This window comes from Marinovum sp., from assembly GCF_034669705.1.
In the GTDB taxonomy this organism is placed as follows: domain Bacteria; phylum Pseudomonadota; class Alphaproteobacteria; order Rhodobacterales; family Rhodobacteraceae; genus Marinovum.
Map to the genome: position 1 here is coordinate 48,359 of NZ_JAXMOR010000006.1, position 20,369 is coordinate 68,727.

A 20,369-nucleotide genomic window follows, 5' to 3' on the forward strand; every position below is an offset into this window, starting at 1 on the left:
CCTGCCCCGCGCTCTGCCAGAGCGACGGGGCGGCCGCGCTCATATCTCTCCCGCGTAGTGGCACAGCACGTCGGCCCCGCCGATCCGGCGCGCCGGCGGCCGGGTCTGCCGGCACAGATCGGTGGCATGCGGACAGCGGGTGCTGAAGCGGCAGCCTTTCGGCGCGGCGCCCACATCCACCGGCTCGGCCTTGCCGCGCCTGCGGCCGCGCTGGCGCGGATCGGCCACCGGCACCGCCTGGAGCAGCGCACGGGTGTAGGGATGCTGAGGGTTTTCAAACAGCGTCTTGGTATCGGCCACCTCGACGAACTGGCCACGGTACATCACCGCCACCCGGTCGCAGATGTGTTCGACCACCGCCAGGTCATGCGCGATGAACAGGAAGGTCAGGGCGAACTCCTCCTGCAGGTCCTGCAAGAGGTTCAGCGTCTGCGCCTGGATCGAGACGTCGAGCGCCGAGACCGCCTCATCCGCCACCACCAGCTCGGGATGGGTCGAGAGCGCCCGGGCGATGCCCAGCCGCTGGCGCTGACCGCCGGAAAAGGCGTTGGGATAGCGGTGCATGAACTCCTTGCGCAGGCCGACGTTTTCCAGCAGGCCCGCCACCCGGTCGGCCAGCGCCTTGCCCTTCAGACCCTCGGTCTTCTGCAGCGCCTGACCAACGACGTCGATCACCCTGAGCCGCGGGTTGAGCGAGGCCTGCGGGTCCTGAAAGATCATCCGCACCTTGCGCCAGACCTGCCGCAGCTGGTCGATCGGCGCCCCGGCCAGCTCGACCGCGCCGCCCTCCTTGGGCAGGAAGCGGATCGAGCCGGAGCTGGGGTCGAGCACCCGCAGGATGCAGCGGCCGAGCGTGGTCTTGCCCGACCCGCTTTCGCCGACGATGCCGAAGGTCTCGCCGCGGCGAACCTCGAACGACACCGCATCCACCGCGACAAAGCCCTGCATCGGCTTGGAGAACCAGCCGCCCTTGGTGTCGCCGAACGACATGGTGAGGTCCTTGACCTCGAGAATGGCCTCAGACATCGGCGCGCGCCTCCTCTTCATGCAGGAAACAGGCCACCTGCCCGTCTCCTTGCGATTTCAGCTGCGGTTCGCGCAGGTCGCAGAGACCCGGCATGAAATGATCGCACCGCGTGCGGAAGGTGCAGCCAGAGGGCCGCGCCAAGGGGTGCGGAACCATACCGCGGATCGCCGGAAGGCGGTCGCGGGTGGTCACCCCGATGCGCGGCACGGAATCGAGCAGCGCGCGGGTGTAGGGGTGTTGTGGGTTCTCGAAGAGCCCGTAGACGTCGGATTTCTCGACGATCTTGCCCATGTACATCACCGCCACGTCATCGGCCACTTCAGCCACCACGCCAAGGTCGTGGGTAATCAGCATTACCGCCATCTTGAACTCGTCCTTGAGCTCGGCGATCAGGTCGAGGATCTGCGCCTGCGTCGTCACGTCGAGCGCAGTGGTCGGCTCGTCGGCGATCAGCAGCCGCGGCTGGCACGACAGCGCCATGGCGATCATCGCCCGCTGCCGCATCCCGCCCGACAATTCGAAAGGATAGGCCTCGAAGCGCTCGGCCGGGCGCGGAATGCCGACCCGGGCCAGCATGTCAATCGCCTCTTCGCGGGCCTCGGCCTTGGTGACGTCGCGGTGCAGGCGGATGGTCTCGGTGATCTGCTTGCCGATCTTCTGGATCGGCCCGAGCGAGGACATCGGCTCCTGGAAGATCATCGCGATGTCGCTGCCGCGGATCGCACGCAGTTCCTTTGACCCGGAGCGCGCCCGGGCCAGGTCGACCGTCCGGCCATCGGCGGCATGGTAGAGGATGCTGCCGCCGGTGATCCGCCCCGGCGCATCGACGATGCGCAGGATCGAGCGCGCCATGATCGACTTGCCGCAGCCGCTCTCGCCCAGCAGGCAAAGGGTGCGGTTGGGCAGGATGTCGAGGTCGACGCCCTCGACCGCCTTGACCAGCCCGTCATCGGTGAAGAAGTGGGTTTTCAGGCCCTTGATCTCGACCAGCGGTGTGTCTTGGGTGTCATTGTGCATAGGGGTCAGCGGCATCGCGAAGGCCGTCTCCTAGGAAGTTGAGGGCGAGCACGGTGATCACGATGATCGAACCGGGCGCGATCAGAAGCCAGGGGGCCTCGATGATGGTGCGGATGTTCTGCGCCTCTTTCAGCAAGGTGCCCCAGGACACGATGGGCGGTTGCAGCCCGATGCCGAGGAACGAAAGAGAGGTCTCCGCGAGGATCATCAGCGGCACCGCCAGAGTGAGCGAGGCGATGATATGGCTGGCGAAGCTGGGCACCAGGTGCTTGCGGATCACCTCCCAGTCGCTGAGACCATCGAGCCGCGCGGCGACCACGAAATCCTCATGCCGGAGCGACAGGAACTTGCCGCGCACCTCGCGGGCCAGCGTCGTCCAGCCGATCATCGAGACGATCAGCGTCACCACGAAGTAGGTCCAGAGCGGCGGCCAGTCGAGCGGGATGGCGGCGGCAAGGCCCATCCACAGCGGGATGGTGGGGATCGAGCGCAGGAACTCGATCAGCCGTTGGATGGCGTTGTCGATCCAGCCGCCGTAATAGCCCGAGATGCCGCCGAGGCTGACGCCGACGATCAGCGAGACCGCCACGCCGACCAGACCGATCGACATCGAAATCCGCGTGCCCATGATGATCCGGCTCAGGATGTCGCGGCCCAGCCGGTCGGCGCCGAAGAAATAGACCTTGTGCGACGGATCCTTGGGGCCGAAGAAGTGCCGGTCGGTGGGGATCAGCCAGAGCAGCTTGTACTCATAGCCCTTGACGAAAAAGCCCAGCGGGATGACCTTCTCCGGGTCTTCGACGAAGTGCCGGCGCATCGCCTCGCGGTCGATCTCCATCTTCAGCCCGTTGGCGTGCAGCCGGAACTCCCTCGAGCCGTCTTCGGCATGGGTGAAGAAATGCACGCCCTGCGGTGGCGCGAAAGGCGCACGGGTATTGGTTTCCAGGTAGTTGGCGGGGGCCAGGAACTCGCCGAAGAGGGCGACGACGTAGATGAACCCCGTGACGTAGAGGCTGACCCAGGCAATCTTGTGGCGGCGGAACTGGCGCCACATCAGGGCCCAGGGGCCAAGCAGCGCCGGGGATTTGACGGACTCGGCCGCCTGAACTTCGGATGCGGTGTCGATGGCTGTCATTGGTAACGTATCCTTGGGTCGACCCAGGCAAGCAGGACATCGGACAGAAGCGTGCCGATCACCGTCAGCAGGCTGACGATCAGGATCAGCGATCCGGCCAGGTACATGTCCTGCACCAGAAGCGCGCGCAGCAAGAGCGGTCCGGTGGTGGGCAGGTTCATCACCACGGCGACGATGATCTCGCCCGAGACAAGCGTGGGCAGGATCCATCCGATGGTCGAGATGAACGGGTTGAGCGCGACGCGCACGGGATAGCGCATCAGCAGCTGGAATTCCGACATGCCCTTGGCACGGGCCGTCACGACGTAGGGCCGGTAAAGCTCATCGAGCAGGTTGGCGCGCATGATGCGGATCAGCGCCGCCGCGCCGGAGGTACCGACGACGAAGACCGGCATCCAGATGTGCTGCAGCAGGTTGACGAACTTGCCCCAGCTCCAGGGCTGGTCGAGGTACTCCGGGCTGACCAGCCCGCCGACCGACTGGCCGAAGTATTTGAAGGCCACGTACATCATCACCAGTGCCAGCAGGAAGTTCGGGATGGCGAGACCGATGAAGCCGAAGAAGGTGGCGATGTAATCGCCCACCGAATACTTGCGCACGGCGGAATAGATGCCGATCGGCAGCGCCACCGCCCAGATGAACCCGAGAGTCAGCAGCGAGATGCCGAAGGTCCAGCCGAGCCGGTCCCAGATCACGTCGGTCACCGGCAGGTTCTTCTCGAAGGAGATGCCGAAATCGCCCTCCAGCAGGATGCCGCCCATCCATTTCAGGTATTGCAGGTACATCGGCTGGCCGAGGCCATATTGCTCGCGCAGCTGCTCGACGACGGCGGTGTTGTCGACACCGGCCTCGCCCATCTCGGCGGCGAGGCTGTCGAGATAGTCGCCCGGCGGCAGCTGGATGATGATGAAGGTCACGATGGAGACCAGGAAGACCGTCGGGATCATGTAGAGAACCCTTCGGAGGATGAAGCCACCCATGTCCGCTCCTTGCGTTAAAGGTCAGGTGGGGCGCCCGGAAGGGAGGACACCGGACGCCCCGTCAGGTACTTCGGATCAGGGCAGGTTGGTGCCGCCTTCGAAGTACATCTGCGCAGTGTAGGGCGCCGGGAACCACAGCTGCCCGGCGATCGGCAGCGGATCGGGCACGTTACGCACGTTGTTGCGGGCGATGCCGAAGACCGGATCGTTCTGCACCATGCCGATGGTAAAGAACTGCTCTGCGGCCATATCGAGCACCTGTTGCATCAGCGCCTTCTGCTCGTCCGGCGTGGCGGCGGCGCGGACCTGCTTGTAGGTCTCGAAGATCGCCTTGACCTCCTCGGGAGGCTCTTCACCGGTCGCGGGGTCGACGCCCCATTGCGCCCATTCGCGCGCCCAGCTCACCGAGTTCGAGATCGTCGGAACATAGCAGATCGGCGAGGTATAGGCATCGGCCTGCCCGCCAGAGCAATTCCACAGGTAGGCGTCGAAATCGTTCGAGGTGTGCAGCTCGATCAGCCGCGAGCGGTCGGTGGTGCGGATCTGGAAGTCGAGACCGACGTCCTTGGCATAGCCCGCGATCAGCTCCATCGCGTCGGGATATTGCAGCCCGAAGACATCCGCGACCAGAAAGATCAGCGAGAACCGTTCGCCGTCCGGACCGATGCGGAAGCCTTCGCTGTCCTTCTCCGGCAGCACCTTGTCGAGGTATTCGTTGGCCTTGTCGACGTCGTACTCGGTGTACTGCTTGGCGTATTCCTCCTTGTAGAGTTCGGTGCCCTCGCGCGGCGCGGTCTGGGCCGCCTCGCCGGCGCCGAAATACAGCAGGTCGATCACTTCCTGACGGTTCATCGCGTGACTGACGCCGATGCGGAAGTCCTTGTTGTTGATCACCTCGCGCTTGACCGGATCGGTGTGGTTGAGGTTCATCATCAGGATCATGATATTGGCCGGCAGGTCGCCCACGTCGAAGAAGCCGTACTTGCCGCGCTCGGCATTGTCGGTCAGCGAAGCCTTGTTCGACGGCCGGCCAAGGTGGCGCAGCATGTAGTCGATCTCGCCGTTGAAGGCCTTGAGCAGGATGGTCTCGACATCCTCGACCTGATCATAGGTGATCCGGTCCATGTAGGGCAGCTGCTGCCCTTCGCTGTCGACCTTGTAGTAATAGGGGTTGCGTTCGGCCACCACGCGGTCGGCGGCGCCATAGGCATTGGTCAGGTGCCAGGCGTGCAGCGTCGGGCGGTCGGGGTTCTGCCAGAACAGCGGCGTGTCCATCGGCCCGGCCTTGAGGTTGAACAGCTGCTTCCAGTCCGCCGCCGCAGGCTCGGCCTCGACCAGCGATTGCAGGTCGTCGTTGTAGGCCTCATGGAACTGGCTGAGGTAGTGCTTGGGATAGGCGGTCGGGTGATACCCGAAGCCATAGGCCAGCGCCTGGATGAACAGCCCGTTGGGCGCGCCAAAGTCGAACTCGACGGTGACATCGTCAATCTTGGTCACCTTGACCGGGCCGGCGGGGCCGATGAAGGTGCTGTCCTTGTTGGGGGTCAGGTCGGTGTTGGTAAAGACATCCTCGTACCAGAACATGATGTCATCGGCGGTGAACGGCGCGCCGTCAGACCACTTCATGCCCTCGCGCAGGTGGAAGGTGAACTTCGAGGCATCGTCGGACACGTCCCACGACTTGGCGATATTGGGTCGCACCTCAGACCAGTCAGGCGACCAGCGCACCATATTGTCGCTGCCGATGGTGCGCACCATGTTGTGCTGGTCGCCTCCGCCGAGGATGGCGCGGCGCAGCGTGCCGCCGTATTCGCCGGGGCCCTCGATCACGTCCATCACCAGCGGCTCGGCCGGCAGCCGCTCATCCACCGGGGGCAGCTCGCCCGCGGCCACCTTTTCGTCCAGGATCGGTGCCTGCTCGTAGGCAAAGGCCTGGCTGGCGACCGCCATGGCAAGCGCGCTGGCCAGGGTGGTAAATCTCCACTTGGTCTTCATTGTCGTTCTCCTCCTCCGTTGAAGTATATCACCAGTTGGTGACAGAGCCGTCCGGCCGCGTCAGATGCGGCGGTTCGACATGGCTGGGCTGAGACGCCCGTATCTTTTCCTCGTCCACCTCGACCCCCAGACCGGGGCCGTCGGGCACCTTGTAGGTGATGCCGTCGAGTTCGACCTGCTTCGGGAACAGTTCGGGATCGTGGAAGCCCAGGCTTTCGGTCGGGCCCTGCCGGGTCTCGGCCCAGCTGAAATTCGGCACCGCCGCCGCCATATGCACCGTGGCCGCGGTGCAGACCGGGCCGAGCGGGTTGTGGGGCATCAGGTCGATGTAATGCTGCTCGCACCAGCCGGCGACCTTCATCGCCTCGGTGAAGCCGCCGATGTTGCAGATGTCGAGCCGCATGTACTGGGTCAGCCCTTCCTCGATATACGGCGCCGCCTCCCATTTCGACGAGAACTCCTCGCCCACGGCAAAGGGAATGTTGGTCATGGAACGCAGCGTGCGATAGGCCTGCGGGGTCTGGCAGCGGATCGGCTCTTCGAGGAAATCCAGCGTGCCGGCGGGCAGACGGTTGCAGAAATCCGCGGTCTCGGCGATCGACAGGCGATGGTGCAGGTCGATGCCGAGGCAGAGGTCGGGGCCGAACTCCTCGCGCAGGGCGATCAGCTCGCGCGCGGCCTGGTTGAGGTTCTTGCGCGGATCGAACACAGCGTCGCCGTCGAAGTTGCCGGTGTAGATCCGCAGACAGTCCCAGCCGGCGCCGACCAGCACCCGCGCCTTGCCCAGCAGATCGTCGATGTCATCGGACTGGCAGCTCGGAAAGGTCGGGATCTCGTCGCGCTGCTTGCCGCCCAGCAGCTGGTGCACCGGCACGCCCAGCCGCTTGCCAAGGATGTCATAGAGCGCGATGTCGATCGCCGACATGGCTGCGGTGAACACCCGGCCGCCCTCGAAATACTGGCTGCGATAGGTCTCCTGCCAGATCCGCCCGATCTGGCGCGAATCCTTGCCCACCAGGAACTCGGCGAAATGCGCGAGCGTGGCCGCCACCGCGCCCTCGCGACACGACAGGCCGGATTCACCCCAGCCGTAGAGCCCGTCCTCGGTGGTCACCTTGACCAGCAGCTGGTTGCGGATGCCGACGCGGGCGTGAAGCGGTTCTATGGAAACGATCTTGGTCATCTTGGTCCTTTTCAGTGCCAGCCGACGCGCGGTGCGGCGGGGATCATGCCGGGACGGTCCGTCGCGATGCACGCGCAGAGCCGGTCGCGCACCGATGCGGCGCCGGCGGTGTCCCAGAGGTTGCTCATTTCATGCGGATCGGCGGCGAGGTCATAGAGCTCGCCCGCGCCGCTCTTCAGGTCGACGGAGAGCCGGTGATCGACCGACCGCACCGTCCTGAGATCGAGATCGACACCGCTGCGGCTGGCATCGACCTCCCATTCGTTGTGCGCCACCGCCCGGGTGCCGCCCTGCATGACGTCGCTGAGCGATATGCCGTCCCCGTCCGGGGCGTCCAGCCCGCAGAGCTCGGCCAGGGTGGCGTGCAGATCGAGGGTCGAGACCGGCGCATCGAAGCGGCCCGGAACGATCCCCGGCCCGGCCATCACCAGCGGCACCCGCAACAGCCCGTCATAGAGCATCGGGCCTTTCAGCAGCAGGCCATGGTCGCCCAGCCATTCGCCGTGATCGGAGGTGAAGATCACGATGGTGTTGTCCCGCCGCCCGGAGGTCTCGAGATGATCGAGAATTCGGCCGACCTGCTGGTCGATGGCGGCGATCATGCCGTAATAGACCGCGATCACGTCGCGCAGGTCGCTGTCGTCGAGCGCGTCGTCATTGCCCCAGTAGGGCTGGTCGCCGGCATGCACCCGCTTCTGGTTGCGCCGCGCCGGGCTCTCGAGAAAGGCGCGGTGCCACCACGGCCGGCGGTCGAGATCGAGCGCGCGATGCGGCGACAGGTCGACCTCGGCGGGATCATAGAGCGTGGCCCAGGGCGAAGCGGCCAGAAACGGTGGATGCGGATCGGGAAAGGAGACCCATGACATCAGCGGCCGGTCGCGGTCCTCGTCCAGCATGTCGATGGTGCGGTCGCCGACCCAGGCGGTCGAGAACCACTCCTCGGACAGCGCCGAGCGCCAGACCTGCTTGTGAGAGGTGCGCGGCGCGACCTGGTCCTTGGCCCTCTCCCAGCGGGCACCGCCCTGCCCGTCCTGATCGAGAAAGTTTTCGTAGTGCAGCGTGTAGGGCCGGTCCTTCCAGCCGCAGTGGTGATGCGGCCGCAGGGTCAGGTCGACCCGCTCGAACCCCATGTAGGGCCCGGTCCAGTCCTCTGGGTAATCGGCCACCGAGCTGTAGCATTCGGCCGCCCCTGTGGGGGCAAAGGTCTCATGCGTCGACAGGTGCGCCTTGCCGATGAAGCGGGTGTCATAGCCAGCGCCGGAGAACAGCCCGCCCAGCCCCGCCTCGGCGATCTGTGGGTCGAGATTGCGGCCATTGTCGCGCACGCCGTGGGAGTAGGGCAGCAGGCCGGTCAGGATCGAGGCGCGCGCCGGCTGGCACATCGGATGCGGGGTGATGCAGGTGTCGAACCGCGCGCCGCGGGCGGCGATCCGGTCGATATTGGGGGTGCGCACCGCGCGCCCTGCCCCGCCGATGCAATCGCCGCGCTGCTGGTCGGTGGTGATCAGCAGGATGTCCGGGGCCCGGCTCACAAGGCTGGCCCGCAGCAGGCAGATCTTCTCTGGACGGCCAGGGCCGGTGTCACGCTGTGCATCTCTTCCTCCCGGGATTCGTCTCCCCTTGCACAATAGTTATACGAATATTTTAAGATCGTCGACGATTTTTATATGTTCGTAAGTTTATAACGGCACTCTTGGCGACGAACGGCGACCCACGCGGGACCGTCGAAGGTCTGACACTGACTGAAAACAAGGGAAAAAACGTCTCAGACGCCCCGGCCGGGCGGCGCGGACTGCCGGATGTCTGAAGGGCAGAGACGGCGCGGGGTCTGGTCGCGCGCACGGCTACCGAGGCCACGGCGCGCCGGGATCAGGACGTATGCAGGGTACGTGCGCCGACCGGCGTCAGCAGGGGGCGACCCGCGGGCCGCCCCGTGTCGTGTGTCAGGCGAACCGACCGCTGCGTTCGAGCACTTCGATCTCGTAGCCGTCGGGGTCGGTGACAAAGAAGAACCGCGCCACCAGAGCGCCGCCGGGCGCAAAGGCCACCAGCTTGCGGGGGCTGAGCCCCTCGCGCTCGAACCGTGCGTGCTCGGCCTCGAGATCGGCGACCGAGACGGCGAAATGGCCATAGCCGTCGCCGAGGTCATAGGCGGTGTCGCGGCCCTTGTTGACGGTCAGTTCCAGCTCGAAGCCGCTTTCGGCATTCGACAGGTAGACCAGAGTGAAATCGTCGAAATCCAGACGGTCAGCCACCTCAAGACCAAAGGCCTTGCGGTAGAACGCGACCGAGCGCGCCTCGTCGCGCACGCGGATCATGCTGTGGATGGCCTTGGCCATGAAGGTACCTCGCTCTTTGTGGTCGCGCGTCCCTTGCGCCGTCGCGCCGGTGGGGTCAACCACCGGATCGGCGGGAAACCGACAGACATAAAACCTTCAAATGACTTTGCTGCAGCTGCGCCCTATCTCCTCGGGCAAGAGACGTGCGGGCCGGCATCGCGCCCGACAGCAAAGGAGAGATCCGATGAAGATTGCAGTTCTTGGCGGCGACGGGTTTTGCGGCTGGCCGACCGCGCTTCACCTGTCAGACGCCGGCCACGAGGTTCACATCGTCGACAACCTGTCGCGCCGCTGGATCGACACCGAGCTTGGGGTGCAGTCGCTGACCCCGATGGACAGCATTCAGGAACGCTGCCGCATCTGGAAGCAGGAGACCGGCCGCGCGCTGCAGTTCCATCTGCTCGACCTCGCCAAGGAATATGACCGCCTGCGCCAGTGGCTGGCCGAGCACCGTCCCGACGCCATCGTGCATTTCGCCGAGCAGCGTGCAGCGCCCTATTCGATGAAATCCGACCGCCACAAGGTCTATACCGTCAACAACAACGTCAACGCGACGCACAACCTGCTGACCGCTCTGGTGGAAACCGGCATCGACGCGCATCTGGTGCACCTCGGCACCATGGGGGTCTACGGCTATTCCTCGGTCGGCGCGCCGATCCCAGAGGGCTATCTCGACGTCGAGATCGACACGCCCACGGGCAAGAAGGGCCAAGAGATCCTTTATCCCACCCGCCCCGGCTCGGTCTATCACATGACCAAGTCGCTCGATCAGATCCTGTTCCAGTTCTACGCCCAGAACGACGGGCTGCGGATCACCGACCTGCACCAGGGCATCGTCTGGGGCACCCATACCGACCAGACCCGCCGCCACGAACAGCTGATCAACCGGTTCGACTATGACGGCGATTACGGCACCGTGCTCAACCGCTTCCTGATCCAGGCCGCGATCGGCTATCCGCTGACCGTGCACGGCACCGGCGGGCAGACCCGCGCCTTCATCCACCTGCAGGACAGCGTGCGTTGCATCGAGCTGGCGCTCACGGATGCGCCAGAGGCCGGCGCGCGGGTCAAGATCTTCAACCAGATGACCGAGACCCACCGGGTGCGCGACCTGGCCGAGATGGTGGCCGGGCTGACCGGCGGCCGGGTCGCCTATCTGCCCAACCCGCGCAAGGAAGCGCCCGAGAACGACCTGCTGGTGAAAAACGAGCAATTCCTCGCCTTGGGGCTCGAGCCCACCACCCTGGCCGAAGGGCTGCTGGCCGAGGTGGTCGAGGTGGCGCAGAAATACGCCCACCGCATCGACCGCAGCCGGATCCCGGCGGTCAGCGCCTGGACCCGCGATCTCGGCAGCCGGGTCGAGACTGACCCCGAGGCCACCCGCCTGCATTCCGTGTCATGACCGCGCGGGCCTATGTGACGCTGGTCACCAACGCCGATTTCGCGCGCGGGGCGGCGGCGCTGTTGCGCTCGCTGGCGCTGACCGGCACCACCGCCGACCGGGTGGTGATGCACACCGGCGGCGTGCCTCGGTCGGCGCTGGCACCGCTCGAGGCGCGCGGGGCCAAGCTCTGCGAGGTCACCCTGCTGCCCACCTCGGACGGCTTCAACCAGCGTCACGCCCGCGGCGCGCTGCATGCGGCCGCACCCTTCACCAAGGGCGGCAAACCCGCCTTCCACACCCCGCTCGACAATTTCGCCAAGCTGCGGCTTTGGCAGTTGCCCTATGACCGGGTTGTGTTTCTCGACGCCGACACGCTGGTGCTGCGCAATATCGACCGGCTGTTCGACTACCCGGAGTTCTGCGCCGCGCCCAACGTTTACGAGAGCCTCGGCGATTTCCACCGGCTCAATTCCGGCGTCTTCACCGCGCGCCCCAATCCCGCCACCTTCGAGGCAATGCTGGCCCGGCTCGATGCGCCCGAGGCCTTCTGGCGGCGCACCGACCAGACCTTTCTGCAGGATTTCTTTCCCGACTGGCACGGGCTGCCGGTGACGATGAACATGCTGCAATATGTCTGGCTCACCCTGCCGGAGCTCTGGAGCTGGCCGGATATCCACGTGCTGCACTACCAGTATGAAAAACCCTGGCAGGCGCATGCCAAGGCCGACCGGCTGCGGGTGCTGATCGACCTTTGGCAGGCCTATGCCGGTGACTGGCCGGTGCCCGACGCCGCCAGCCTGCCCGCGCCGGCATGAAGATCGCCCTGACCGGATCCACCGGCCGCGTCGGCCGTTTCATCGCGCGGGAGATCATCGCGGCCGGCGACACCCTTCTGCCGCTCTCACGCCCCGGCTACAGGCTGGGTGACCGCCCCGATCTGACCGGCTGTGACGCGCTGGTGCATTGCGCCCTTGCGCATCTGCCCGGCCGTTACCGTGGCGGCGAGGGCGAAGACCCCGAGGGCTTTCGCCGCACCAATTTCGACGGCTCGATCGCGCTCTTCGAGGCTGCCCGGCAGGCCGGCGTCGCCCGGGTGATCTTTCTCAGCAGCCGCGCGGTCTATGGCGATTACCCGCCCGGCACCGCGCTGACCGAGCATCTGCCACCGCGCCCCGACACGCTTTATGGCGCAGTGAAATGGCAGGCGGAACAGGCACTTGCGGCGCTGGCCGCGCCCGGCTTCTGCCCCGCGTCGATCCGCGCCACCGGGATCTACGGGCCGGGATCGGGGCACAAATGGCAGACCCTGTTCGAGGCCTTCTCAAACGGCGCGGCCATTGCCCCGCGCCGCAGCACCGAACTGCACGGCCATGACCTCGCCCGCGCCGTCCGGCTGCTGCTGCAATGCCAAGAGACCGGCGCCTTCAACGCCTCAGACATCCTGCTCGACCGGCACGACCTTCTGGCCCGCGTCGCCCGCCTGACCGGCGTCACCCACCCGCTGCCGGCACGCTCAGCGGCTGCGATCAGCGCCATGACCAGCGACCGGCTGCGGGCGCTGGGCTGGCGGCCCGCGGGGATCGCCGGTCTCGAGGCAACATTGCCGAAGATGCTGGCACAGCGGGCGGACGCGGCGGGCAGATGACCGCCACCGCACCGGAAGTCGCTTGTACTCGGGCACAATCATCCTAAAAGAGTGGCCTTGGATTGCGCAGGGGACTTTACCATGAACATGCTCGCGACCTTCATTAAGCCGATGCACCCGGAAGGCCGCAAGTTCGTTGCGATCTTTGCCGCCATCACCCTCGGCCTGTTTCTGCTCACGCCCATCCTGGGCTGGATCGGCGTCGGCCTGACGGTCTGGTGCTACTACTTCTTCCGCGACCCCGAACGGGTGACGCCGGACCGCCCCGGTCTGGTGGTCAGCCCGGCCGACGGCATCGTCTCGCTGATCGAACCGGCGGTGCCGCCCAAGGAACTGGGGATGAGCGATCAGCCGCTCACCCGGGTCAGCGTCTTCATGAACGTCTTCAACTGCCACGTGAACCGCACCCCGGTCGCCGGCGAGATCACCGCCGTCGCCTATCGCCCCGGCAAGTTCTTCAACGCCTCGCTCGACAAGGCCAGCGAACACAACGAGCGCAACAGCCTCTGCGTCCGCCTGCCCGACGGCCGCGAGATCGCGGTGGTGCAGATCGCCGGGCTGGTGGCGCGACGGATCGTCTGCTTCGTGGCACCCGGCGCGCAGCTGCAGACCGGCGAGCGCTTCGGCCTGATCCGTTTCGGCTCGCGGGTCGATGTCTACCTGCCGCGCGGCGTCTCGCCGCTGGTCGATCTCGGCCAGACCATGGTGGCGGGCGAAACCGTGCTCGCGGTGCTGCCCGAGGTCGATAACGTCGCTCCCGAAGGCGGCCCGCAGGCGCAGCCATGAGCGCCCAGCGGAACAAGCCCGGCGCCGACATGCCGCTGTTGCAATTGTTGCCCAACATGCTGACCATCGCCGGCCTCTGCGCCGGCCTTTCGGCAATAAGGTTCGGGGTGGAGGGCAATTACGTGCTGGCGGTGCAGCTGATCCTGGCGGCGGGGGTGCTCGACGGTCTTGACGGGCGCATCGCGCGGCTCTTGGGCAGTGACAGCAAGATGGGGGCCGAGCTGGATTCGCTGGCCGACGTGGTCAACTTCGGCGTCGCCCCGCCCTTGGTGCTCTATTTCTGGGCGCTGCAGGACACTCGGCTGGGCTGGATCGCGGTGCTGGTCTTCGCGATCTGCTGCGTGCTGCGGCTGGCGCGGTTCAATGTCACCAGCAATGCCGACCGCGAAGCCGGGATCGGCGCGCCGAGCGCCTATTTCACCGGCGTCCCCTCGCCGGCCGCGGCGCTGTTGGTGCTGCTGCCGATGTCGGTTTCCTTTGCCTTTTCCGGGTCGGCGCTGCTGCCCGATATCCTGATTTCCGCCCATATGGTCATCATCGGCCTGCTGATGATCAGCCGCATTCCCACCTGGTCGTTCAAGACCGCCAAGGTGCCGCGCAAGAAGGCCAAGTATTTCCTGCTTGGCGGTGCCATCGCCGGAGCCGCGCTGCTGACCTATGCCTGGGTCATGCTGGTGGTGCTCTGCCTGGCCTATATCGCAACCATCGTCTGGTGCCTGGCCACCCGGCGGCCGCCCAAACGCAGCCCCGTCACCGAACATAAGAGGTAAATTTTGGATATCGAGTCGGTTCAGTCGTCCTACGCCCGCTGGGCACCGGTCTATGACACCACTTTCGGAGCCGTGACCCACGGCGGCAGGCGCCGCGCGGTCGACTACATCAACTCGCTGACCGGCTCGGTGCTCGAGGTTGGCGTCGGCACCGGCCTTTCGCTGCCGGGCTACGCACCGTCACTGGCGGTGACCGGCATCGATTTCAGCGACGACATGCTGTCCAAGGCCCGCGCCCGGGTCGAGCGCATGGGGCTGCGCCACGTCGCGGCACTGCGCCAGATGGACGCCCGCCAGCTCGACTTTCCCGATGACACCTTCGACACAGTGGCCGCGATGCACGTGCTCTCGGTGGTGCCCGAGCCCGAGCGGGTGATGGCCGAGATCGCCCGCGTGCTGAAACCCGGCGGCCGGGTGGTGATCACCAACCATTTCGTCCGCACCCAAGGGGTTCTGGCGCATATCGAGCGGATTGCGGCGCCCTTCGCCAACACCCTCGGCTGGCATTCCGATTTCAGGATCGAGACCGTGCTGCAAGAGCCCAACCTGGCGCTGGAAATGCAGAAACCGATCCCGCCACTGGGAATGATGACCTTTCTGGTGCTGACCAAGACCAAGCCCAGCTGACCCCCCGAAACGAGAGCGACCATGTCAGACCAGCCCCCGCCCGCCTTTACCGGCCCCGACCTCTGCGCGCTGGAGGCGGTGGAGGTGGTCGGGATGCTGCGCAGCGGCGAGGTCTCCTCGCGCGACCTTCTGGACGCGGTGTTTCGCCGGATCGAGACCACGGGACCGGCGATCAACGCCACAGTGACGCTCTGTCCGGAGCGCGCCTATGCGGCGGCCGAGGGGCTCGACCGCGCGAACGCCGCAGAGCCTGGCTGGCTCGGCGGTCTGCCGATCAGCATCAAGGACCTGACCCCGGTCAAGGGCGTGCGCACCACCTTCGGCACCCCGGGCCTGGCGGATTTCGTGCCAGACGAGAGCGACTCGCTGGTCGACCGGATCGAAGCGCGCAGCGGCGTGGTGGTGGGCAAGACCAACACGCCAGAGTTCGGGGCCGGCGGCAATACCTTCAATGCCGTCTTTGGCGCCACCCGCAACCCCTGGGATACGACGCTGAACGCCGGCGGCTCTTCCGGCGGGGCGGCGGCGTCGCTGGCGTCAGGCGAGGTCTGGCTCAGCCACGGCTCGGACCACGGCGGCTCGTTGCGGACGCCGGCGGCCTTTTGCGGCATCGTCGGGCTGCGCCCCAGCCCCGGCCTTTGCGGCGGCAGCCGCGACAACAGCTTCATGATCGAAGGCGTGCAGGGGCCGATGGCGCGCAGCGTGCGCGACTGCGCGTTGTTTCTCGATGCCATGTCGGGCTTCGATCCGCGGTCTCCGATCTCCTGGCCCGCGCCGGCCGCGCCCTATCAATCGGCGGTGGCACAGGCCGACGGACGGCTGCGCATCGCCTTCACCCCCGACCTGAACGGTCTCTCGCCGGTCGACCGCGAGGTCGAGGACCATCTCCGCCACGCCCTGACCCTGCTGGGACGCGGCGGTGCCACGGTCGGGGAGGCCTGCCGTGACCTGCCTGAGCTGGAACGCACCTACCTTGTGTTGCGCGGCCTCAACTGGGCCACGGTGACGCGGCGCATGCCCGAGGAGATCACCCGCCACTTCAAGCCGACGCTGGCCGAGAACGTCGCCTTCGGACGCGCGCTCAGCCTTGACGACCTGGCGCTGGCGAACCTCGACCGCTCGGTGATCTACAACAACATGGTGGCGCAGTTCGACCGGTTCGACGTGCTGGCCTGCCCCACCGTCGGCTGCCTGCCGCATCCGCAATCCGAGGAATGGGTGCGCGAGATCGGCGGACAGCGCCTGAGCCACTACATGGACTGGCTGCGCTTTGCCTTCCTTGCCACCGTCACCGGCCTGCCGGCGATCTCGGTGCCGGTGGGGCTGGGCCCGAGGGGCCTGCCGGTCGGTCTGCAGTTGATCGGCAAGCCGCGCGGCGAGGCGGCGCTGTTGGCCGCGGCGCGGGCGGTGGAGGTTGCGGTCGGCGGGCCGCTCGGTCCGATCGACCCAGTCGTGACGCATTGCTGAGACCCGCCCCGGCCCCCTGCCCGTCCCGCGGGGACCCGGAGATTCGCCGGACCCGCCGGTCCGGCCGCGCGGGCAGCAGGGTCGCACAACTGTCACGCGATCAGCGACGCACCGGACGCCTGTTGATAACTTTATCCAAGTTCATCAATGCTTTACCTGACAAACTCAAACCGGCGCATGAACTTCGCCGGCCCTCCACAGATCGGGTGCGGTGAAAAAAACTGTTGTCGGATGCATAGTTGCGTGTCATGAGTTCAATTGTCGCAAGATCGCGGAAATCGCGCGGTTGTGCGACGAAACACCAAAGACCCACCAAGAGGTCACGAGGGCAGCATGAACACCAAGGCAGATATTGCCAACCCCGGGTCTATCGCGGCGTCGATTGCGTCGAACGCCGTCCGTCTTTCGGACGCGCTGGACTATCATATGCGCAACAGCTTCCAGCCGGAAAGCCGGAAATCGCTGCGCAAGTTCCACCCGGCCGAGGTTTCGGAGCTGACCGGCATCAGCATGTCCAACCTGCGGACCCGGCACCAGGAAGGCGACTTCCCGGAGGTCGAGACCGACAGCCGTGGCCGCAGGCTCTATACCGCGCAGGAGATCGACCAGATCCGCCACGTGATGGCGCGCACCGGCCGCAATGGCGAGGCTTACCTGCCGGGCCGGCGCGAGGGCGACGCGCTTCAGGTCATCTCCATCGTCAACTTCAAGGGTGGCTCGAGCAAGACCACCACCGCCATCCACCTGGCCCAGCGCTATGCGCTGCGTGGCTACCGGGTGCTCGCGATCGACATGGACCCGCAGGCCAGCCTGACCACCATGTTCGGCTATCGCCCCGAGATCGAGTTCGCCGAGAGCGGTACCATCTATGACGCGCTGAAATACGAAGACCCGGTGGCCCTGAGCCAGGTGATCCGCAAGACCTATTTCCACAACCTTGATCTGGCACCCGCCGGGTTGCTGCTCTCGGAGTACGAGACCGAGACGGCCTATGCGCTGCAGCACAAGGTCGACCCGCCCTTTACCCAGCGTCTGGCGATTGCGCTCGACGAGGTCGAGCAGGATTACGACCTGGTGATCATCGATTGCCCGCCGCAGCTGGGGTTCACCACGATGACGGCGCTGCTGGCCTCGACGGGGATGCTGATCACCGTGGTGCCCAGCATGCTTGACGTCGCCTCGATGGCGCAGTTCCTCGAGATGGCCGGCGAGACCGTCCAGACGCTTGAGGATGCCACCGGCCCGATCGACTGGAACTTCCTGAAATTCCTCGTCGCCCGCTACGAGCCCACCGACGTGCCGCAATCGCAGATGGCGGGGTTCCTGCGGTCGATCCTGCTCGATCAGGTGCTGACCACGCCGATGCTGAAATCGACCGCGATTTCCGATGCCGGCATGACCCAGCAGACGATCTACGAGCTCGACCCCTCGCAGGTGGTCAGAAAGACGCTCGACCGCATTCTCGAAAGCGTCAATGGCGTCGCCAACGAGTTCGAAAAGACGATCCAGCAAGCCTGGGGACGGGAGGTTGACTGATGGCACGTAGGAACCTGTTTCAGCCCCCTCCCCCGCCGGACACGCCGGCCGCCGAGCCGAAATCGCGCTTTCCCAACACCGGGGCGATGAGCGGCGTGAAATCGACGCTCAAGGATCTGTCGAGCAATGCCGTCAGGGACATCCCGGTCGAGGCGATCGAGGTCGATGGCCCGAGGGACCGGCTGCAATTCACCGATGCCGATGTGGCCACGCTGGCGCAAAGCATCAAGGCGCACGGTCAGCAGGTGCCGATCATGGTCCGCCCGCTGCCAGAGCGGCCTGGCCAGTACCGTATCGTCTATGGCCGCCGCCGCTTGCTGGCCCTGCGGTCACTGGGGCTGCCGGCCAAGGCGCTGGTGCGCTCGCTGTCTGACGAAGAGGCAATCCTGGCGCAGGGGCAGGAAAATGCCCAGCGGCTCGATCCGAGCTTTATCGAGAAAGCGCTGTTTGCCGCCGAGCTGGTCGCGGCCGGGTACGACCAGCCGGTGATCCTCGATGCGCTGGCCGTCGACAAGCCGATGCTGTCGCGGATGACCAAAGTTGCGCGGACCATCCCGGTGCCGGTGATCGAGGCCATCGGCTCGGCGCATGGCATTGGCCGACGACGCTGGGAAGAGCTGGCCGACAGCGCCCGCAGCCATGACATCGATCTGGCCGCGGTCGTGGACCGGCTCGATCTGGACAAACTGCCGGGGTCCGACGAGCGGTTTGCCGCGCTCAGCGACAGGGTCGCCTCGGACCTCAAGGCCAAGGCCAGTGCGCCGGCCCCCTCCCCTGCCCGTCTGGTCCGGCATGAGGATGGCACCCGGCTGGCCGAGATCAAGGATACCCCGCGCGCACTGACCTTCAAACTGTCGAAGTCGGATGCGCCGGGGTTTGCACAGTGGATGCGTGACAACGCCGAAACTGAGCTGAAGCGCCTGTATGAGGCGTGGCAGTCAGAGACCCCCTCTGGCTGACGATAAAACGAGCAGAGCAACCAGAGCACACAGGAGCACGACAAGCAGCCAAAAAGAAAGAGCCCCCCAAGGTCACCCTCGGAGAGCCCAATCTGTTCTTTGCACCCTCAGATTTACCAGCTTCTCCGCCACAGTCAACAACAACCGATTCGGTTGAACGGTGATTTGCGGCCTTTTCTCTGAAACTCAGTGAAACCGGGGCTTTTCCCGACCGGTTGCCGTGGAAAAATCATGGCATTCATCCAAGCTTCCGCCCCGCACAGGGCGCGGACCGGAAACCTGTTGTCCGCGGACAACGCCCTGCCCGAGCGGCATGTCCTGATCGAGACCCTGCGCACCGCCGCGCCCAGGCTGGGGCTTGGCGCCCCGGTGCTGGCGACGCTCGATGCGATGCTCTCTTGCCTGCCGCCGAAGCGCAACCACCACACCGTCTTTGCCTCGAACGCCACCCTGACCTTTCGCCGCAACGGCATCTCGGATCGGACCATCCGGCGCCACGCGGCCGCGCTGCAAGAGGCCGGTCTGCTGGTGCGCCGCGACAGCCCCAACCGCAAACGCTTTACCCGGCACAATGGTGCCGAAGGCAAGGCACTGCGGTTCGGCTTCGACCTCACCCCGCTCTTCGACCGGCTGCAAGAGATCGCGCGTCATGCCGCCGAGGTGATGCAGGAACGCGAGAGCCTCGCCTATCTGCGCGCCAAGCTGCGGGCGGCGGTGCATACAGCGCTCTCGCAGGACCCCGGGAATGCAGAGGCCGAGACGGCCCGCCGCGCCCTGCGCCGGAAACTCACCCTGGCCGATTGCGAAACGCTGCTCGAGACGCTGGCGCCAGCGGACGTGGTGGCCGAAGCCGAGGACGATGAGAAAGACGTCACGGCGACTGTGACCGCCAGTGACGGCCAAATTGTCCGCCACCATCATAGGTCAAATAAAGAACTTATTGATAAGAAGGCCCCTGCGGCCGGACGCCCCCCCTCACCGACCAAGGCGCCAGAGGCGATCTCGGTGCGCCAACTTCTGGCCGCCTGCCCTGAAGCGGCCCAGTTTGCGCCGAGACAGGTCGAGACCCCCGGAGAGGTGGTCACCCACGCCCGCACCCTCGCGCCGATGATCGGTGTCACGGATGCATGCTACAAGGCCGCGGAGCACCGCCACGGTGTCTTTGGCGCTGCTGTTACCATTTGGGCGATGATGCAGTTCCACGACCGGATCGCCTCTGCCGGGGCCTATTTCCGTACGATTACCACCGGAGCCAAGAGCGGCGATTTTGATCCGGCCAGATTGGTGCGACGGTTGGCGCAGAGCCAGAATGTGCCAGCGTGATACCCAGATTGTCCGCGGACAATGACAGCGCATCGGCGGACGGACAGCAACGAAGCCCTGAGCCTTGTGAAAAAAACCCCGCATCGCGGCACATGGGGCGCACGCACTTTTCCGCACGACCGCGTTGTCCGCGGACAATCGCTTTCTCCGAAGACACCCGGGAACCTTTTCGACACTCCTGCGTTGGCCCGAAAAC

General features: G+C 65.8%; 18 protein-coding genes. 10 read left to right on the forward strand and 8 right to left on the reverse strand.

Features of this window, described 5'->3' with window-relative positions; all coding sequences use genetic code 11:
- Positions 1 to 39: 39 nt before the first annotated feature.
- The 8 genes from VOI27_RS06055 to VOI27_RS06090 all read right to left on the reverse strand — a co-directional run bounded on the left by VOI27_RS06055 (position 40) and on the right by VOI27_RS06090 (position 9,676).
- The gene (locus VOI27_RS06055; protein WP_323764416.1) at positions 40 to 1,026 is read right to left on the reverse strand and encodes an ABC transporter ATP-binding protein; all 987 of its coding nucleotides are present in this window, start codon (positions 1,024 to 1,026) and stop codon (positions 40 to 42) included.
- Positions 1,019 to 2,059: an ABC transporter ATP-binding protein gene (locus tag VOI27_RS06060; protein ID WP_323764417.1), complete on the reverse strand. Its 1,041-nt coding sequence runs from the start codon at positions 2,057 to 2,059 to the stop codon at positions 1,019 to 1,021. The genes VOI27_RS06055 and VOI27_RS06060 overlap by 8 nt, the downstream gene beginning before the upstream one ends.
- A complete protein-coding gene (locus VOI27_RS06065; protein ID WP_323764418.1) occupies positions 2,034 to 3,179 on the reverse strand; it encodes an ABC transporter permease in 1,146 nt (381 codons plus the stop codon). Before VOI27_RS06065 ends, VOI27_RS06060 begins: the two co-directional genes overlap by 26 nt.
- Complete coding sequence (locus tag VOI27_RS06070; protein WP_323764419.1) at positions 3,176 to 4,159, reverse strand: ABC transporter permease; 984 nt, start codon at positions 4,157 to 4,159, stop codon at positions 3,176 to 3,178. Before VOI27_RS06070 ends, VOI27_RS06065 begins: the two co-directional genes overlap by 4 nt.
- 75 nt (positions 4,160 to 4,234) lie before the next feature.
- A complete protein-coding gene (locus VOI27_RS06075; RefSeq protein WP_323764420.1) occupies positions 4,235 to 6,154 on the reverse strand; it encodes an ABC transporter substrate-binding protein in 1,920 nt (639 codons plus the stop codon).
- 28 nt (positions 6,155 to 6,182) lie between these two features.
- Positions 6,183 to 7,337, reverse strand: a complete 1,155-nt coding sequence (locus VOI27_RS06080; RefSeq protein ID WP_323764421.1) for a mandelate racemase/muconate lactonizing enzyme family protein — start codon at positions 7,335 to 7,337, stop codon at positions 6,183 to 6,185.
- 11 nt (positions 7,338 to 7,348) lie between these two features.
- Positions 7,349 to 8,869 carry a sulfatase gene (locus VOI27_RS06085; protein ID WP_323764422.1) on the reverse strand — a complete coding sequence of 507 codons (1,521 nt, stop codon included), beginning with the start codon at positions 8,867 to 8,869 and terminating at the stop codon, positions 7,349 to 7,351.
- Positions 8,870 to 9,280: 411 nt separating this feature from the next.
- Positions 9,281 to 9,676, reverse strand: coding sequence for a VOC family protein (locus VOI27_RS06090; RefSeq protein WP_323764423.1), 396 nt, complete (start codon positions 9,674 to 9,676; stop codon positions 9,281 to 9,283).
- 184 nt (positions 9,677 to 9,860) lie between these two features.
- On the opposite strand from VOI27_RS06090, the gene VOI27_RS06095 reads away from it, so the two are divergent.
- The 10 genes from VOI27_RS06095 (at position 9,861) to repC (ending at position 20,173) form a co-directional block, all read left to right on the forward strand.
- Entirely contained in the window at positions 9,861 to 11,078 is a 1,218-nt protein-coding gene (locus VOI27_RS06095; RefSeq protein WP_323764424.1) for an NAD-dependent epimerase/dehydratase family protein, read from the forward strand.
- Complete coding sequence (locus VOI27_RS06100) at positions 11,075 to 11,875, forward strand: glycosyltransferase (protein WP_323764425.1); 801 nt, start codon at positions 11,075 to 11,077, stop codon at positions 11,873 to 11,875. The genes VOI27_RS06095 and VOI27_RS06100 overlap by 4 nt, the downstream gene beginning before the upstream one ends.
- On the forward strand, positions 11,872 to 12,705 hold the full coding sequence (locus VOI27_RS06105) for an NAD(P)-dependent oxidoreductase (RefSeq protein ID WP_323764426.1): 834 nt from the start codon (positions 11,872 to 11,874) through the stop codon (positions 12,703 to 12,705). Before VOI27_RS06100 ends, VOI27_RS06105 begins: the two co-directional genes overlap by 4 nt.
- 81 nt (positions 12,706 to 12,786) lie before the next feature.
- Positions 12,787 to 13,491, forward strand: coding sequence for a phosphatidylserine decarboxylase (locus tag VOI27_RS06110; RefSeq protein WP_323764427.1), 705 nt, complete (start codon positions 12,787 to 12,789; stop codon positions 13,489 to 13,491).
- Entirely contained in the window at positions 13,488 to 14,261 is a 774-nt protein-coding gene (gene pssA, locus VOI27_RS06115; RefSeq protein WP_323764428.1) for a CDP-diacylglycerol--serine O-phosphatidyltransferase, read from the forward strand. Before VOI27_RS06110 ends, pssA begins: the two co-directional genes overlap by 4 nt.
- A gap of 3 nt (positions 14,262 to 14,264) precedes the next feature.
- Positions 14,265 to 14,888 carry a class I SAM-dependent methyltransferase gene (locus VOI27_RS06120; protein WP_323764429.1) on the forward strand — a complete coding sequence of 208 codons (624 nt, stop codon included), beginning with the start codon at positions 14,265 to 14,267 and terminating at the stop codon, positions 14,886 to 14,888.
- Positions 14,889 to 14,909: 21 nt separating this feature from the next.
- Positions 14,910 to 16,355, forward strand: coding sequence for an amidase (locus VOI27_RS06125; RefSeq protein WP_323764430.1), 1,446 nt, complete (start codon positions 14,910 to 14,912; stop codon positions 16,353 to 16,355).
- Between the two features lie 333 nt (positions 16,356 to 16,688).
- Complete coding sequence (gene repA / locus VOI27_RS06130) at positions 16,689 to 17,891, forward strand: plasmid partitioning protein RepA (RefSeq protein WP_323764431.1); 1,203 nt, start codon at positions 16,689 to 16,691, stop codon at positions 17,889 to 17,891.
- The gene (repB, locus tag VOI27_RS06135; protein WP_323764432.1) at positions 17,891 to 18,850 is read left to right on the forward strand and encodes a plasmid partitioning protein RepB; all 960 of its coding nucleotides are present in this window, start codon (positions 17,891 to 17,893) and stop codon (positions 18,848 to 18,850) included. The genes repA and repB overlap by 1 nt, the downstream gene beginning before the upstream one ends.
- Positions 18,851 to 19,081: 231 nt before the next feature.
- A complete protein-coding gene (gene repC, locus VOI27_RS06140; RefSeq protein WP_323764433.1) occupies positions 19,082 to 20,173 on the forward strand; it encodes a plasmid replication protein RepC in 1,092 nt (363 codons plus the stop codon).
- Positions 20,174 to 20,369 lie beyond the last annotated feature (196 nt).